Source organism: Streptomyces sp. NPDC086777 (genome assembly GCF_040702065.1).
Classification (GTDB): domain Bacteria; phylum Actinomycetota; class Actinomycetes; order Streptomycetales; family Streptomycetaceae; genus Streptomyces.
The window spans coordinates 23,004-36,335 of record NZ_JBFBJI010000028.1; the positions used below are offsets into that span (position 1 = coordinate 23,004).

Below are 13,332 nucleotides of genomic sequence, written 5' to 3' on the forward strand. Positions count from 1 at the left end.
TGCTCACGCTCCCGTGGCGACGAGGAGGACGGCGACCGCCAGGACGACGGTGCCGGCGAGCAGCGCGCTCACATAGGTCTGGACGTTGCCGGTCTGGGCGCGCCGTACGGCGGCGCCGAGCAGGCGGGGCAGTGCGCCCGCCCCACGGACGTAGGTGTCGACGACCTCGCGGTCGAGGAACTGGACGAGGCTCGCCGCGGCCAGGACCGGGCGGACGACCAGTGCGTCGTAGACGGCGTCCAGGTGGAAGCCCTCGGCCGCGTGCCGGTGCAGCGGGCCGAGCAGCAGCCTGCCGGGGTCCGCCGGGTCGGGCGCGTAGGCCACGTCGCCGAACGCGGGCTTGTGGGCGGCGATGGCCTCGGCCTCGACCAGTCCGGCATCGCCCTCCGGGTGGGCGGCGACGGCGCCCAGCGGGGCGCGGGCGGCCCGTGTTCTGGTGTGCTGCCAGGCGCCGTAGGTGACGAGTCCACCGACGAGCGCGAGGCCGGTGCCGAGGACCGAGGTGGTCAGGGTCGGGGTGAGGGAGCGGCCGTCGAACCAGCCGGGCAGCGACCGGTAGGCGAAGCCGCCGAAGGCGAGGGACGGCACCGCCAGGACCCACAGCACCACGGTCATGGAGAGCGGCTGTCTGCCGTGGTCCGGTGCCTCGGCCCCGCGGCCCCGGAAGGCGAGCAGCCACAGCCGGGTCGCGTAGGCGGCGGTGAGCAGGGCGGTGGCCAGGCCTGCGGCAAGGACGATCCAGCCGGCGCCGCCGGGGGCGTGCTCGGTGTGGCCGGTGGCGGCGTGCTCGGCGGCGCCGAGTACGGACTCCTTCGAGAAGAAGCCGCTGAACGGCGGGATCGCGGCGAGCGCGAGCAGCGCCACGGTCATCGTCCAGTAGGCGTCCGGGACGCGGTCGCGCAGTCCGGAGGTGCGGGACATGACGGCCAGCGAGTTGGTGCCGGCAGCGTGGATCACCACGCCGGCCGCGAGGAACAGCAGCGCCTTGAAGGCGCCGTGGGAGAGGAGGTGGAAGACGGCGGCACCGCGGTCGCCGACGGCGAGGGCGCCCGTCATGTAGCCGAGCTGGCCGATCGTCGAGTAGGCGAGGACGCGCTTGATGTCGTCCTGGGCGAGTGCGGCGAGGCCCGAACCGACCATCGTGACGGCGGCCATCACGGCGAGGACGACCATCACGGCGGCGCTGGCCTCGAAGACCGGAAGGAGCCGGGCGACGAAGTAGACACCGGCGGCGACCATCGTCGCGGCGTGGATCAGCGCGGAGACGGGGGTGGGGCCGGCCATCGCGTCGGGGAGCCAGGTGTGCAGCGGGAACTGCGCGGACTTGCCGGCCACGCCGCACAGGAGCAGCAGCCCGACCAGGGTCGGGTGGTGCAGGCCGCCGTTCGCGACGGTGCCGAGGACCGTGGTGACGCGGAACGACCCGGCGTCGGTGGCCAGCGCGAACAGGCCGATCAGGAACGGCACGTCGCCGAGCTTGGTGACGAGGAAGGCCTTCATGGACGCCGCGCGCGCCTCGGGGGTCTCCCAGTAGTGGCCGACCAGGAAGTAGGAGCAGATGCCCATGACTTCCCAGCCGACCAGCAGCACGATCAGGTCGCCGGAGTAGACGACCAGCAGCATCGCGGAGGTGAACAGGGAGACGAGCGCGGCGTAGGAGGGGTAGCGCGGGTCGTCGCGGAGGTAGCCGGTCGAGTAGATCTGCACGCAGACGGCGACGAAGGCGACCAGGACGGCGACGAGGGCGGCGAAGCCGTCGATGTGCAGGGCGAGTTCGATGGGGACCGAGCCGGTCGGAGTGAGCTCGGTGTGGGCGTCGACGGCCCGGCCGCCGCCCTGGTCGGCGGCGACCGTGCAGGCGAGGGCCAGCGCGGCGAGCGTCGGCAGGATCGCGAGCGGGCGGACGAATCCGGGGGCCGTGCGTCCCAGGAGCAGACCAGCGGCGGCGCCGAGGAACGGCAGGAGGGGGACGAGGGCGGCGAGGGTGGTCGTGGTCACGCGGTGGCCTCAGCCTTCTCGTCGGCCGTCCCGTCCGTGGGCGGGCCGTCCTCGTGGCCCTCGGCGGTGTCGCGGAGCCGGTCGATGTCGGAGGTGCCGCGGTTGCGGTAGACGGCGAGGACGATCGCCAGGCCGATGCCGATCTCGGCGGCGGCGATGGCGATGGTGAACAGGGTCAGGGCCTGGCCGGAGTGCAGGGTGTCCCGGGCGGCCTTGCTCAGCCAGACGTCGAAGGCGACGAGGTTGAGGTTGACGGCGTTGAGCATCAGCTCGACCGACATCAGGACCAGGATGGCGTTGCGGCGGGCGAGGACGCCGTACAGGCCGGTGCTGAAGAGGAGCGCGGAGAGCACGGCGGGATAGGCGAGGTGCATCAGCGGGCGCCTTCCTGCTCGTTGTCCCGGTCGCTTTCCCGCTCGATCGGGTGAATCCCGGAATCCGTGGCGGAAGGGGAACTCTGCGTGACGGGCCGGCCGTTCACAGGGGGCGGGGCCGACTCCGCGTTCGCCTTCCGGGACAGCACGATCGCCCCGACCAGTGCCGCCAGGAGGAGGACGGAGAGGGCCTCGAAGGGCAGGACCCAGTTCTGGAAGAGGCTCGCCCCGGTGACCTTCGTCGAGCCGGCGGCGGCGCCGTCCAGGTCGATCCAGCTGGTGCGGAAGGCGTCCACGACCACCCAGACCAGAGCGGCCGCGGCGGCCACGGCGACGACCAGCGCCACCCAGCGGTTCGCGGAGTCGGCGTCCGGTGAGCGGCCGATCGGGGCCTTGGTGAGCATCAGACCGAACAGGAGGAGGACGACGACGGAACCCACGTAGATGAGGACCTGCACCCAGGCGATGAACTCGGCGGTGAGCAGGAGGTATTCGACGGCGAGTCCGCCGAGGGCGACCACCAGCCACAGGGCGGCGTGCACCAGCTGGCGGGTGGTGACCGTGACGAGGGCGGCGCCGAAGGTGACCAGGCCGACGAGCAGGAAGGCGATCTCCACGCCGGTCGGGGACAGGAAGCCGTGCGGCGCTTGGGCGAGCGGGCTCACTCCTCCCCCTCCCCCGGCTCGACCCGGTCGGTGACCTGCTCTGCCTCGGCTGCCTCGGCCGCCCGGGCCGCCGCGAGTTTCTCCGCGGCCTTGCGGGCGGCGGCCAGCTCCTTCGGTTCCTCCGCGCCGGGATCGAGGGCGGGCGGTGCGGGGACCGTCCACATCCACTCGCGGAGCTTGTCGCGCTCGTGGGTGAGCTCGCGGATGTCGGTCTCGGCGTACTCGAACTCCGGTGACCAGAACAGGGCGTCGAAAGGACAGACCTCGATGCAGATACCGCAGTACATGCACAGGGAGAAGTCGATGGCGAAGCGGTCCAGGACGTTGCGGCTGCGTTCACGGCCACCCGGGGCCGCCGCCGGGACGGTCTCCTTGTGGGAGTCGATGTAGATGCACCAGTCGGGGCACTCACGGGCGCAGAGCATGCAGACCGTGCAGTTCTCCTCGAACAGCCCGATCACACCGCGGGTGCGGGGCGGCAGGTCGGGAAGGGCGTCCGGGTACTGCTCGGTGACCGACTTCCGGGTCATCGTGCGCAGGGTGACGGCCAGGCCCTTGGCCAGGCCCGAGCCGGGGATGGGAGCCACTAGGAGATCACCACCTTGACGATGCCGGTGAGGGCGATCTGGGCGAGAGAAAGGGGGACGAGGAGGGTCCAGGAGAACTTCTGCAACTGGTCCTCGCGCAGCCGGGGGTAGGTGACGCGGAGCCAGATCACGACGAAGGCGAGGAGCGCCGTCTTCAGGAGGGTCCACAGCCAGCCGAGGCCGTCCGCGCCCCACGGGCCGTGCCAGCCGCCGAGGAAGAGGACGGTGGTCAGGCCGCACAGGACGACGATCCCGGCGTACTCGGCGAGCAGGAACAGGGCGAAGCGCAGGCCGGTGTACTCGGTGTACGCGCCGAAGATGATCTCCGAGTCGGCGACGGGCATGTCGAACGGGGGCCGCTGGAGTTCCGCGAGGCCGGCGACGAAGAAGACCAGGCCGCCGGTGATCTGCCAGGGCAGCCACCACCAGTGGAAGGAGCCGACGATGCCCGGCAGGGAGACGGTGCCGGCCGCCATCGCCACGGAGGCGGCGGCGAGCAGCATCGGGAGCTCGTAGGCGAGGAGCTGGGCGGCGGTTCGCAGGCCGCCGAGGAGGGAGAACTTGTTGGCACTGGCCCAGCCGGCCATGAGCGAGCCGAGGACGCCGACGCCCATCACGGCCAGCACGAAGAACACGCCCGCGTCCAGGACCTGGCCGACCGCGCCCTCGCCGGGGCCGATCGGGATGGCGAGCAGTACGAGCAGATACGGGAGGAGGGCCACTGCGGGGGCCAGCTGGAAGACGCGGCGGTCCGCGCCCGCCGGGACCACGTCCTCCTTCTGAGCGAACTTCACGCCGTCGGCGATCAGCTGGGCCCAGCCGTGGAAGCCACCGGCGTACATCGGGCCGAGGCGTCCCTGCATATGGGCCATCACCTTGTGTTCGGTCTGACCGACGATCAGGGGGAAGGTGAGGAAGACGACGAACACGACGAGGAGTCGCAGGGCGACGTCCAGAGCGTCGTTCACTGCGGGCCTCCTGCGGGGTCGTCGGGGTGGGCGGGACGTTCGCGGGCGGGGTCGTCGGGTGTCCGGTCTTCGGGGGTGCGGTCTTCGGGGGTCCGGTCTTCAGGGGTCCGGTCCCCGGGGGTCCGGTCTTCGGGGGTGCGCTCAGGGGCGGGAGCCTCGGCGGGGTTCGGCCCGGACTCCCCGGGCTCGGACTCCCCGGACGCGGACTCCTCGGGCGCGGACTCCCCGGGCGCGGACTCCCCGGGCGCCGGTTCGTCGAAGGCGGGACGGGCGTGGTGCCAGGGGGCGTCCGAGCTGCGGGGGGTTGCCGGGCGGCCCGGGGTTGCCGGTGCCACCGACGGCGTGCCCGTCTCGGTCTCCTGCGCGCGCTGGGAAGCGGAGCCGCCCGAGGCGGTACGCGCCCGGCGAGGTCCGCGGGGAGCAGCCGACAGCCCCGCCGCCCCGGCGCGCCCCTCCGTACCGGTGCCTTCCGTACCAGTGCCCTCCGCAACGGCGTCCTCGGTGGGAGCAGCCTCCGCGCCCGCGGCCGGCCGCTGTGAAGCGGACCCCCCGCTCGCACTCCGTGCCCGACGCGGAGTGGCCGTCGGCCCCGTCGCACCCGCCGCCTCGGCAGACTCGACCACCCCGGCAGACTCGACCACCCCGGTCGACTCAGCCGCCTTGGGCGCCTCGGTCGCCGCGGCTGCCTGGCTCGCCGAGCCTTCCGCGGCCGTGCGTGAGCGGCGTGCCGGACGGTCTTCGGCCCCGCGCGCCGGGCGGGGCGGCCGGTCGCCGGCCGGGCGGCCTGCTGCGGTGCGGACCGGGCGGGCGGGGGCGGCCGGGAGCTGGCCCTTGAGGGGGCCCCACTCGTTCGGGTCGGGGACGCCCGGGGGGAGCATCTGGCGGCGCTTGGGGCCGCCGTGGTCGGACTCGCCCGGTTCCTTGGCGCCGGGCCAGGCCTTGGCGACGCGGGCGGCGAGCACGAAGTCCTTGCGGAGGGGGTGGCCTTCGAAGGTCTCCGGGAGGAGGAGGTGGTCCAGGCCGGGGTGGCCGGTGAAGCGGACGCCGAACATCTCGTGGGTCTCGCGTTCGTGCCAGCGGGCGCCCGCGTAGACGCCGACGGCGGACGGGAGTTCGGGGGCGGTGTGCGGGACGGTCGTACGCAGGAGCAGGCGGCGGACCGGGGCGAGGGCGACGACGTGGGCGGCGACGCGGAAGCCGGTGCCGGGTTCGTCGACGGCGCTCAGCCAGTCGAAGTAGGTGCACGAGAGGGTCGTACGGGCGGTCTCCAGGGCGGTGAGCCAGGAGGAGGGAGGAACGTCGACGGTGAGGACGTCGTAGGACTCGTCGGCTGTGGCGTCCGTGCCGAAGAGTTCCTCGACGGGGGCCGGGAGCCAGCCGGCCGGGGCCGTCATCGCGCGTCCCCTTCGCGCTCGGCCTCCGGGCGGGCCGGGGGCCGGACCAGGTCGCTCTGGAGGGCCGCGGCGGACGGGCGGGGGGTGCCGTAGCGCTCGCCCAGGGATTCCGTCGCGATCTTCTCCTGGAGTTTGAGGATGCCCTGGAGGAGCGCCTCGGGGCGCGGCGGGCAACCGGGGACGTAGACGTCGACGGGGATGATCTGGTCGACGCCCTTGGTGACGGAGTAGGAGTCCCAGTAGGGGCCGCCGCAGTTCGAGCAGGCGCCGAAGGAGATGACGTACTTCGGTTCGGGCATCTGCTCGTACAGGCGCTTGACCGCCGGGGCCATCTTGTCCGTGACCGTGCCCGAGACCACCATGAGGTCGGCCTGGCGGGGGCCCGGCGCGAAGGGGATCACGCCGAGGCGGATGAAGTCGTGGCGGGCCATCGACGCGGCGATGAACTCGATCGCGCAGCAGGCGAGACCGAAGTTGAAGACCCAGAGCGAGTAGCGGCGGCCCCAGTTGAGGACGACCTTCATCGGTTCGGGGGCGAGGCGGGCGAGCGTGCCCAGCCTCTTCGGCTCCGGCAGCGGCACGGGCTCCGGCGTAGGCACGGGTTCCGGCGTCACGTCCATGTCAGGACGCCCTTCTTGTATGCGTACAGCAGGCCGACGGCGAGGAAGCCGAGGAAGACGAACATCTCCACGAGCGTGGTCGCGCCGTAGCCGGGGGCGGCGAAGACCGTCGCCCAGGGGAACAGGAAGATCGAGTCGACGGCGAAGATGACGTAGAGGAAGGCGTAGACGTAGTAGCGGACCTGGGTGTGGGCCCAGCCCTCGCCGACGGGGTCGACACCGCACTCGTAGGTCAGGAGCTTCTCGGGCGTGGGGACCACCGGGCGCAGCAGCCGGCCGGCGCCGAAGGCGACGGCGACGAAGACCACGCCGACCAGCGCCAGCAGTCCCACGACCGAGTAGGACGCGAAGTAGTCCGCGGCGAGGACCGCGCTCGGTCCACCGCCCAGCGTCTCCGGCATCGCCCGTCCCTCGCTCCCTCGACAGACCACCGGCCCGACCCGGCCCGGTGCCGTGACCTCAGTCAACTCTTGATTCGACGATCTGTACGCACGGGAGTCTAGGCCCTGATAAAGACACGGTAAGCAGGCTGTCACACGGTGGGACAGGGCGGGGCACGGGACCGGGGCCGCCTGGTGGGGTTTTCCCCAGGGTGACCCGGGCGGGGAACTCCATGGCGTCACGCCCCGGCACACGGCACGCTGGCGCATATGACCCCACCAGCACCCCGATCCCCCGGCCTCACCGAAGCCGGCGAGGACCGCGAGCGACTGCCGCCCGTGCGCTTCGCCTTCGACGGTCACACCTGGAAGGAGATCGCACACCTCCTGCTGAACCTGCCGATGTCGCTGTTCGGCTTCGTCTACGTCGTCACGACGGTGTGGGTGAGCGGTGTGCTGACGCTGACGGTGATCGGCATCCCCCTGCTCGCCGCGACGCTGCTGGGCGCCCGCCAGCTGGGGAAGCTGGAGCGGAAGCGCGCGCGTGCGCTGCTCGGGGTGCGGGTGGAGGAGCCGACTCCGTTGCCGTGGAACAGACGCGGTGCGGGCTCCGGGCGGCTGTGGCTGACGCTGAAGGACCCGGTGGGCTGGCGGACGCTGCTGTACGACTTCATCCGACTGCCGTGGGGCGTTCTCACCTTCTGCGTCACGCTGGTCTCGCTGTTCGTGCTGTGGCCGGTGCTGCCGTTCGTCGCGCGCGGGCTGTCGAACGTGGACCGGGCGATGGTGCGCGGCCTGCTGTCGCCCTCGGACGAGCTGGAGCGCCGTATCGCCGAACTGGAGTCGGACCGGGGCGTGGTCGTCGACACGGCCGCCGCCGACCTGCGGCGCATCGAGCGGGATCTGCACGACGGGGCGCAGGCGCGGCTGGTCAATCTGGCGATGGGGCTCGGCCTGGCGAAGGAGAAGCTGCTGGAGGACCCCGACGCCGCCGCCGCGATGGTCGAGGAGGCGCACGGCGAGGTCAAACTGGCGCTGCAGGAGCTCAGGGACCTCGCCCGTGGGATCCATCCGGCGGTGCTGACCGACCGGGGGCTGGACGCGGCGCTGTCGTCGGTCGCCTCGCGCTGCACGGTGCCGGTCCAGGTGACCGCCGACCTGCCCTCCAGACCGGCGCCCGCGATCGAGGGCATCGCCTACTTCACCGTCTCCGAGCTGCTGCAGAACATCAGCAAGCACAGTGGGGCGCGAACCGCCTCGGTGGACGTGTGGCGGGCCGACGACCGGCTGCTGATCCAGGTGCGGGACGACGGGCGTGGCGGGGCGAGCCTGGAGGGCGGCTCCGGGATGCGTGGGCTCGCGGACCGGCTGGGCGCGGTCGACGGCCTGTTCGTGGTCGACTCACCGGCCGGCGGCCCCACGACAGTCACCGCCGAACTGCCCTGGCGCGACCGGTCGTAGGGCGGCACGGGGGTGGGGAAAACCCCCCTTCCAAGACGCCGACGGACTCCATGGTTCCGCGACCTGCGACAGAGCAGGGTGGAGATACGGCAGGACAGGGCCGACGAGGCTGTGAGAGGACGGGACGGCGCCGATGGCCACGGAGTACGGACACGGGTACGTGCAGGACCACGGGCACGGGTACGGGTACGGCCACGAGCCGTACGGCGGGCGCCGCCATCGGGTGCCGGCGGTGCTGCGGGCGCCGTTCGAGGCGCGCAGCTGGCGTGAGTTCGGCTATGTCCTGCTGGGCCTGCCGGTCGGCGTCACGCTGTTCGTGTGGACCGTGACGATGCTCTCCCTCGGTGTCGGTCTGCTGGTGACCTTCGTCGGGATCCCCCTGCTGGCGGTGGCCCTCGCCGGGTGCCGTGGCTTCGGGGCGTTGGAACGGGCACGCGCGCGTGGGCTGCTGAGGCTGGAGGTCGCCGACCCGGAGCCGCTGCGGATGCGCAAGCCGGGGTTCTTCGCCTGGGTCGGCGCGGTACTGAAGAGCGGCACCTCCTGGCGTCATCTGCTGTACGCGGTCCTGCAGTTCCCCTGGTCGATGTTCTCCTTCGTCGTCGCCCTCAACTTCTGGACGTACGGCTGGGCCCTGTTGACGTATCCGCTGTGGTTCTGGGTGTTCCCGGTGTGGGCCGGACAGGGCGGGATCCAGCTGTACGGCGACGCGCACCACAGCGTCTACCTCGACAACCCGTTCGAGATCACCGTGACCGCGCTGGTGGGGCTGTTGTTCACGCTGGCCACCCCGTGGATCGTGCGGGCGCTGACGCTGGTGGACCGGGTGATGGTGAACGGGCTGCTGGGGCCGTCGAAGCTGGCGTCGCGGGTGGTGGAGCTGGAGTCGGACCGGGGGGTCGTCGTGGACACGGCCGCCGCCGACCTGCGGCGCATCGAGCGGGATCTGCACGACGGGGCACAGGCGCGGCTGGTGGCGTTGGCCATGGATCTGGGGCTGGCGAAGGAGAAGCTGCGGGAGGATCCGCAGGTCGCGGCGCGGATGGTGGACGAGGCGCACGGTGAGGTGAAGACCGCGCTGCGGGAGCTCAGGGACCTGGCCCGCGGGATCCATCCGGCCGTGCTGACCGACCGGGGGCTGGACGCGGCGCTGTCCTCGGTGGCGTCGCGGTGCACGGTGCCGGTGCGGGTGGAGGTCGACCTGGCGGAGCGGCCGGCGGCGGCGATCGAGGGGATCGTCTACTTCACGGTGTCCGAGCTGTTGCAGAACATCAGCAAGCACGCGCGGGCGAGTGAGGCGGCGGTGGATGTGTGGCGGAGTGCGGACCGGTTGATGCTGCAGGTCATGGACGACGGGGTGGGGGGTGCGGACACGGCGCGGGGGTCGGGGCTGGCGGGGCTGGCGGAGCGGCTGGACGCGGTCGACGGGATCCTGGTGGTGGACTCGCCGGTGGGCGGGCCGACGCGGGTGACGGCGGAGCTGCCCTGGCGGGGCTGAGGGCGGGTTCTTCGCCCCCGCCGCCCCTACCCGTCCCGTCCTTCCAGGGGGTGGGCCCCCTGCGACCGCCCGTTCCGGGCGGCTGCCGCCCCCGGACCCCCGCATCGGCCTAACGGCCTCGTCCTCGAACGCCGGACGGGCTGAGACGGTACCGACCGGCCTTCGTCCACCCACGCCGGACTGGCTGAGCTACCAACGCCGGACCGGCTGAGCCGTGATGCCGACCAGCCTTCGCCGGTCAACACCGGACGGGAGCCGGATGAGATGCCGGGCGGCCTTCGCCGGTCAACACCGGACGAAGGCCGTACAGGACTCCGGGCGGCCTTCGTCGGCCGTCGCCGGAGGGGCTGGGTCCGGCGGCCTGATTTGGTTCGCCTCCTCTCGTTACCCGCACGCACTCCGATCCGAATGCTGGAATGCTGGACTTTCGGACAGGGCAGGCATGTACGCCGGACGGGGTGTGGGGGGCCGGGAGATCGTGGAGGACAGGGTGCGGGTGGTCATCGCCGAGGATTCCGTGCTGCTCAGAGAGGGGCTGACCAGGCTGCTGACCGACCGGGGGCACGACGTCGTCGCGGGCGTCGGGGACGCGGAGGCGCTGGTCAAGACCATCGCCGACCTGGATGCGCAGGACGCGCTGCCGGACGTCGTCGTCGCGGACGTGCGGATGCCGCCGACGCACACCGACGAGGGTGTGCGGGCCGCCGTACGGCTGCGGAAGGCGCATCCGGGGCTCGGGGTGCTGGTGCTGTCGCAGTACGTGGAGGAGCGCTACGCCACCGAACTGCTGGCCGGTTCCAGCCGGGGCGTGGGGTATCTGCTGAAGGACCGGGTCGCCGAGGTGCGGGAGTTCGTGGACGCGGTGGTACGGGTCGCCGAAGGAGGTACGGCGCTCGACCCGGAGGTCGTCGCGCAGCTGCTCGGCCGGAGCCGGAAGCAGGACGTTCTTGCGGGCCTGACACCCCGGGAGCGGGAGGTGCTGGGGCTGATGGCCGAGGGACGGACGAACTCGGCGATCGCCCGGCAGCTGGTCGTGAGCGACGGTGCCGTCGAGAAGCACGTCAGCAACATCTTCCTCAAGCTGGGACTCTCCCAGAGCGACGGTGACCACCGGCGCGTTCTGGCCGTTCTGACGTATCTGAACTCCTGACGGGCCGACGGCACCGTGTCGGCACCGCAAGGCGGCCAGGGGGAGGGAAAATCGTGACAAGTCAGGGCGAAAGGTCGTCTCAGAACTCCGTCCAGCATGCGAGCGGGCACGGGAAGGCGACCCTAACCGACGTAGGGTTGATTGCGGGATGGTCCGTGGGACGGCCACCCCCGGACAGCCGCCTCGAAGGAGGTCCAGTTCAGTGACCAGCCAGGTCAGCAGGACAACGGAACAGGCCGACGGAACCGTCGTGGGAGAGCAGCGCAAGCCGGACGGTGTGAAGGCCGTCCGGCGCCTGGATCGGGTGATCATCCGGTTCGCGGGGGACTCGGGTGACGGTATGCAGCTCACCGGTGACCGGTTCACGTCGGAGACCGCGTCCTTCGGCAACGATCTGTCGACCCTGCCGAACTTCCCCGCCGAGATCCGGGCCCCCGCAGGCACACTGCCGGGGGTCTCGTCGTTCCAGCTGCACTTCGCCGACCACGACATCCTCACCCCGGGCGATGCGCCGAACGTCCTGGTGGCCATGAACCCGGCGGCGCTGAAGGCGAACATCGGGGATCTGCCGCGCGGCGCGGAGATCATCGTCAACACGGACGAGTTCACCAAACGGGCGATGCAGAAGGTCGGCTACGACACCTCGCCCCTGGACGACGGTTCACTCGACGGCTACAGCCTCCATCCGGTGCCGCTGACCACGCTGACCGTGGAGGCACTGAAGGAATTCGACCTCAGCCGCAAGGAGGCCGAGCGCAGCAAGAACATGTTCGCGCTCGGCCTCTTGTCATGGATGTACCACCGGCCGACCGAGGGCACGGAGCGGTTCCTCCAGCAGAAGTTCGCGCGCAAGCCCGAGGTCATGAAGGCCAACCTGGTGGCGTTTCGTGCGGGCTGGAACTTCGGCGAGACGACGGAGGACTTCGCGGTCTCGTACGAGATCGCCCCGGCGACGACCGCGTTCCCGGTCGGCACGTACCGGAACATCTCGGGGAACCTGGCCCTGTCCTACGGCCTGGTCACCGCGTCCCGGCAGGCGGATCTGCCGCTGTTCCTCGGGTCGTACCCGATCACCCCGGCCTCCGACATCCTGCACGAGCTGTCCAAGCACAAGAACTTCGGTGTGCGCACGTTCCAGGCGGAGGACGAGATCGCCGGGATCGGCGCGGCCCTGGGGGCGGCGTTCGGCGGGTCGCTGGCCGTGACGACGACCTCCGGTCCCGGTGTCGCCCTCAAGGCGGAGACGGTCGGGCTCGCGGTCTCGCTGGAGCTGCCGCTGCTCGTGATCGACATCCAGCGGGGCGGGCCGTCCACCGGGCTGCCGACCAAGACGGAGCAGGCGGACCTGCTGCAGGCAATGTACGGCCGCAACGGCGAGGCACCGGTCCCGGTGATCGCCCCGCGGACGCCGGCCGACTGCTTCGACGCGGCACTGGAGGCGGCCCGGATCGCGCTGACCTACCGGACGCCGGTGATGCTGCTCTCCGACGGCTACCTGGCCAACGGCAGCGAGCCCTGGCGGATCCCGGAGCTGGAGGAGCTCCCCGACCTGCGGGTGCAGTTCGCGAACGGCCCCAACCACACCCTGGACGACGGCACCGAGGTCTTCTGGCCCTACAAGCGGGATCCGCAGACCCTGGCCCGGCCGTGGGCGGTCCCCGGCACGCCCGGTCTCGAACACCGCATCGGCGGCATCGAGAAGCAGGACGGCACGGGCAACATCTCCTACGACCCCGCCAACCACGACTTCATGGTCCGCACCCGGCAGGCCAAGATCGACGGCATCGACGTCCCCGACATCGAGGTGGACGACCCGGACGGCGCCAGGACCCTGGTGCTGGGCTGGGGATCGACCTACGGACCCATCACGGCCGCGGTACGGCGGCTGCGCGCGGCCGGGGAGCCGATCGCCCAGGCCCACCTGCGCCACCTCAACCCGTTCCCGCGCAATCTCGGCACTGTGCTGCAGGGTTACGACAAGGTGGTGATCCCGGAGATGAACCTGGGCCAGCTCGCCACCCTCATCCGGGCGAAGTACCTGGTGGACGCGCATTCGTACAACCAGGTCAACGGCATGCCGTTCAAGGCCGAGCAGCTCGCCACGGCGCTCAAGGAGGCCATCCATGACTGACGCCATGACTGACGCCATGACCGACGCCGGAACCGACGCCGGAACCGACGCCGGGACTCACGCCGCGGACGGGCTGCTGCAGCTCGTCCCCAAGGCCGAGGCCAAGCAG

12 protein-coding genes are annotated in these 13,332 nt (G+C 71.6%); 4 read left to right on the plus strand and 8 right to left on the minus strand.

The genetic code is table 11. From position 1 onward, the window contains the following. Positions 1-3: 3 nt before the first annotated feature. From AB0472_RS32275 to AB0472_RS32310, 8 genes are read right to left on the minus strand one after another with little or no spacing between them, the layout of a single operon-like run. Entirely contained in the window at positions 4-1,998 is a 1,995-nt protein-coding gene (locus tag AB0472_RS32275) for an NADH-quinone oxidoreductase subunit L (protein WP_366361661.1), read from the minus strand. Further along, positions 1,995-2,372 (minus strand): NADH-quinone oxidoreductase subunit NuoK, encoded by a 378-nt coding sequence (nuoK, locus tag AB0472_RS32280; protein ID WP_366361663.1) that lies wholly within the window; start codon positions 2,370-2,372, stop codon positions 1,995-1,997. The genes AB0472_RS32275 and nuoK overlap by 4 nt, the downstream gene beginning before the upstream one ends. After that, entirely contained in the window at positions 2,372-3,037 is a 666-nt protein-coding gene (locus tag AB0472_RS32285; RefSeq protein WP_366361665.1) for an NADH-quinone oxidoreductase subunit J, read from the minus strand. Before AB0472_RS32285 ends, nuoK begins: the two co-directional genes overlap by 1 nt. Next, positions 3,034-3,624: an NADH-quinone oxidoreductase subunit I gene (locus AB0472_RS32290; RefSeq protein WP_366361667.1), complete on the minus strand. Its 591-nt coding sequence runs from the start codon at positions 3,622-3,624 to the stop codon at positions 3,034-3,036. Before AB0472_RS32290 ends, AB0472_RS32285 begins: the two co-directional genes overlap by 4 nt. Continuing rightward, entirely contained in the window at positions 3,624-4,592 is a 969-nt protein-coding gene (locus tag AB0472_RS32295) for a complex I subunit 1 family protein (RefSeq protein WP_217549043.1), read from the minus strand. Before AB0472_RS32295 ends, AB0472_RS32290 begins: the two co-directional genes overlap by 1 nt. Beyond that, positions 4,589-5,986 (minus strand): NADH-quinone oxidoreductase subunit C, encoded by a 1,398-nt coding sequence (locus AB0472_RS32300; RefSeq protein ID WP_366361669.1) that lies wholly within the window; start codon positions 5,984-5,986, stop codon positions 4,589-4,591. The genes AB0472_RS32295 and AB0472_RS32300 overlap by 4 nt, the downstream gene beginning before the upstream one ends. Beyond that, the gene (locus AB0472_RS32305; protein ID WP_366361671.1) at positions 5,983-6,606 is read right to left on the minus strand and encodes an NADH-quinone oxidoreductase subunit B family protein; all 624 of its coding nucleotides are present in this window, start codon (positions 6,604-6,606) and stop codon (positions 5,983-5,985) included. The genes AB0472_RS32300 and AB0472_RS32305 overlap by 4 nt, the downstream gene beginning before the upstream one ends. After that, positions 6,597-7,007, minus strand: coding sequence for an NADH-quinone oxidoreductase subunit A (locus AB0472_RS32310; protein ID WP_366361673.1), 411 nt, complete (start codon positions 7,005-7,007; stop codon positions 6,597-6,599). The genes AB0472_RS32305 and AB0472_RS32310 overlap by 10 nt, the downstream gene beginning before the upstream one ends. Before the next feature lie 249 nt (positions 7,008-7,256). On the opposite strand from AB0472_RS32310, the gene AB0472_RS32315 reads away from it, so the two are divergent. The 4 genes from AB0472_RS32315 to AB0472_RS32330 all read left to right on the plus strand — a co-directional run bounded on the left by AB0472_RS32315 (position 7,257) and on the right by AB0472_RS32330 (position 13,223). Beyond that, the gene (locus tag AB0472_RS32315; protein WP_366361675.1) at positions 7,257-8,447 is read left to right on the plus strand and encodes a sensor domain-containing protein; all 1,191 of its coding nucleotides are present in this window, start codon (positions 7,257-7,259) and stop codon (positions 8,445-8,447) included. Positions 8,448-8,580: 133 nt separating this feature from the next. Next, positions 8,581-9,942 carry a sensor domain-containing protein gene (locus tag AB0472_RS32320; RefSeq protein WP_366361677.1) on the plus strand — a complete coding sequence of 454 codons (1,362 nt, stop codon included), beginning with the start codon at positions 8,581-8,583 and terminating at the stop codon, positions 9,940-9,942. A gap of 442 nt (positions 9,943-10,384) precedes the next feature. Next, on the plus strand, positions 10,385-11,092 hold the full coding sequence (locus tag AB0472_RS32325) for a response regulator transcription factor (protein ID WP_305729047.1): 708 nt from the start codon (positions 10,385-10,387) through the stop codon (positions 11,090-11,092). A 202-nt stretch (positions 11,093-11,294) separates the two neighbouring features. Then, the gene (locus AB0472_RS32330) at positions 11,295-13,223 is read left to right on the plus strand and encodes a 2-oxoacid:acceptor oxidoreductase subunit alpha (RefSeq protein ID WP_366361679.1); all 1,929 of its coding nucleotides are present in this window, start codon (positions 11,295-11,297) and stop codon (positions 13,221-13,223) included. The last annotated feature ends 109 nt before the right edge of the window (positions 13,224-13,332 follow it).

Bases quoted from the DNA above. Each gene is read 5' to 3' on its own strand.
- nuoK (WP_366361663.1), bottom strand. From the start codon at position 2,372: ATGCACCTCGCCTATCCCGCCGTGCTCTCCGCGCTCCTCTTCAGCACC.
- AB0472_RS32300 (WP_366361669.1), bottom strand. From the start codon at position 5,986: ATGACGGCCCCGGCCGGCTGGCTCCCGGCCCCCGTCGAGGAACTCTTC.
- AB0472_RS32305 (WP_366361671.1), bottom strand. From the start codon at position 6,606: ATGGACGTGACGCCGGAACCCGTGCCTACGCCGGAGCCCGTGCCGCTG.
- AB0472_RS32310 (WP_366361673.1), bottom strand. From the start codon at position 7,007: ATGCCGGAGACGCTGGGCGGTGGACCGAGCGCGGTCCTCGCCGCGGAC.
- AB0472_RS32315 (WP_366361675.1), top strand. From the start codon at position 7,257: ATGACCCCACCAGCACCCCGATCCCCCGGCCTCACCGAAGCCGGCGAG.
- AB0472_RS32320 (WP_366361677.1), top strand. From the start codon at position 8,581: ATGGCCACGGAGTACGGACACGGGTACGTGCAGGACCACGGGCACGGG.
- AB0472_RS32325 (WP_305729047.1), top strand. From the start codon at position 10,385: ATGTACGCCGGACGGGGTGTGGGGGGCCGGGAGATCGTGGAGGACAGG.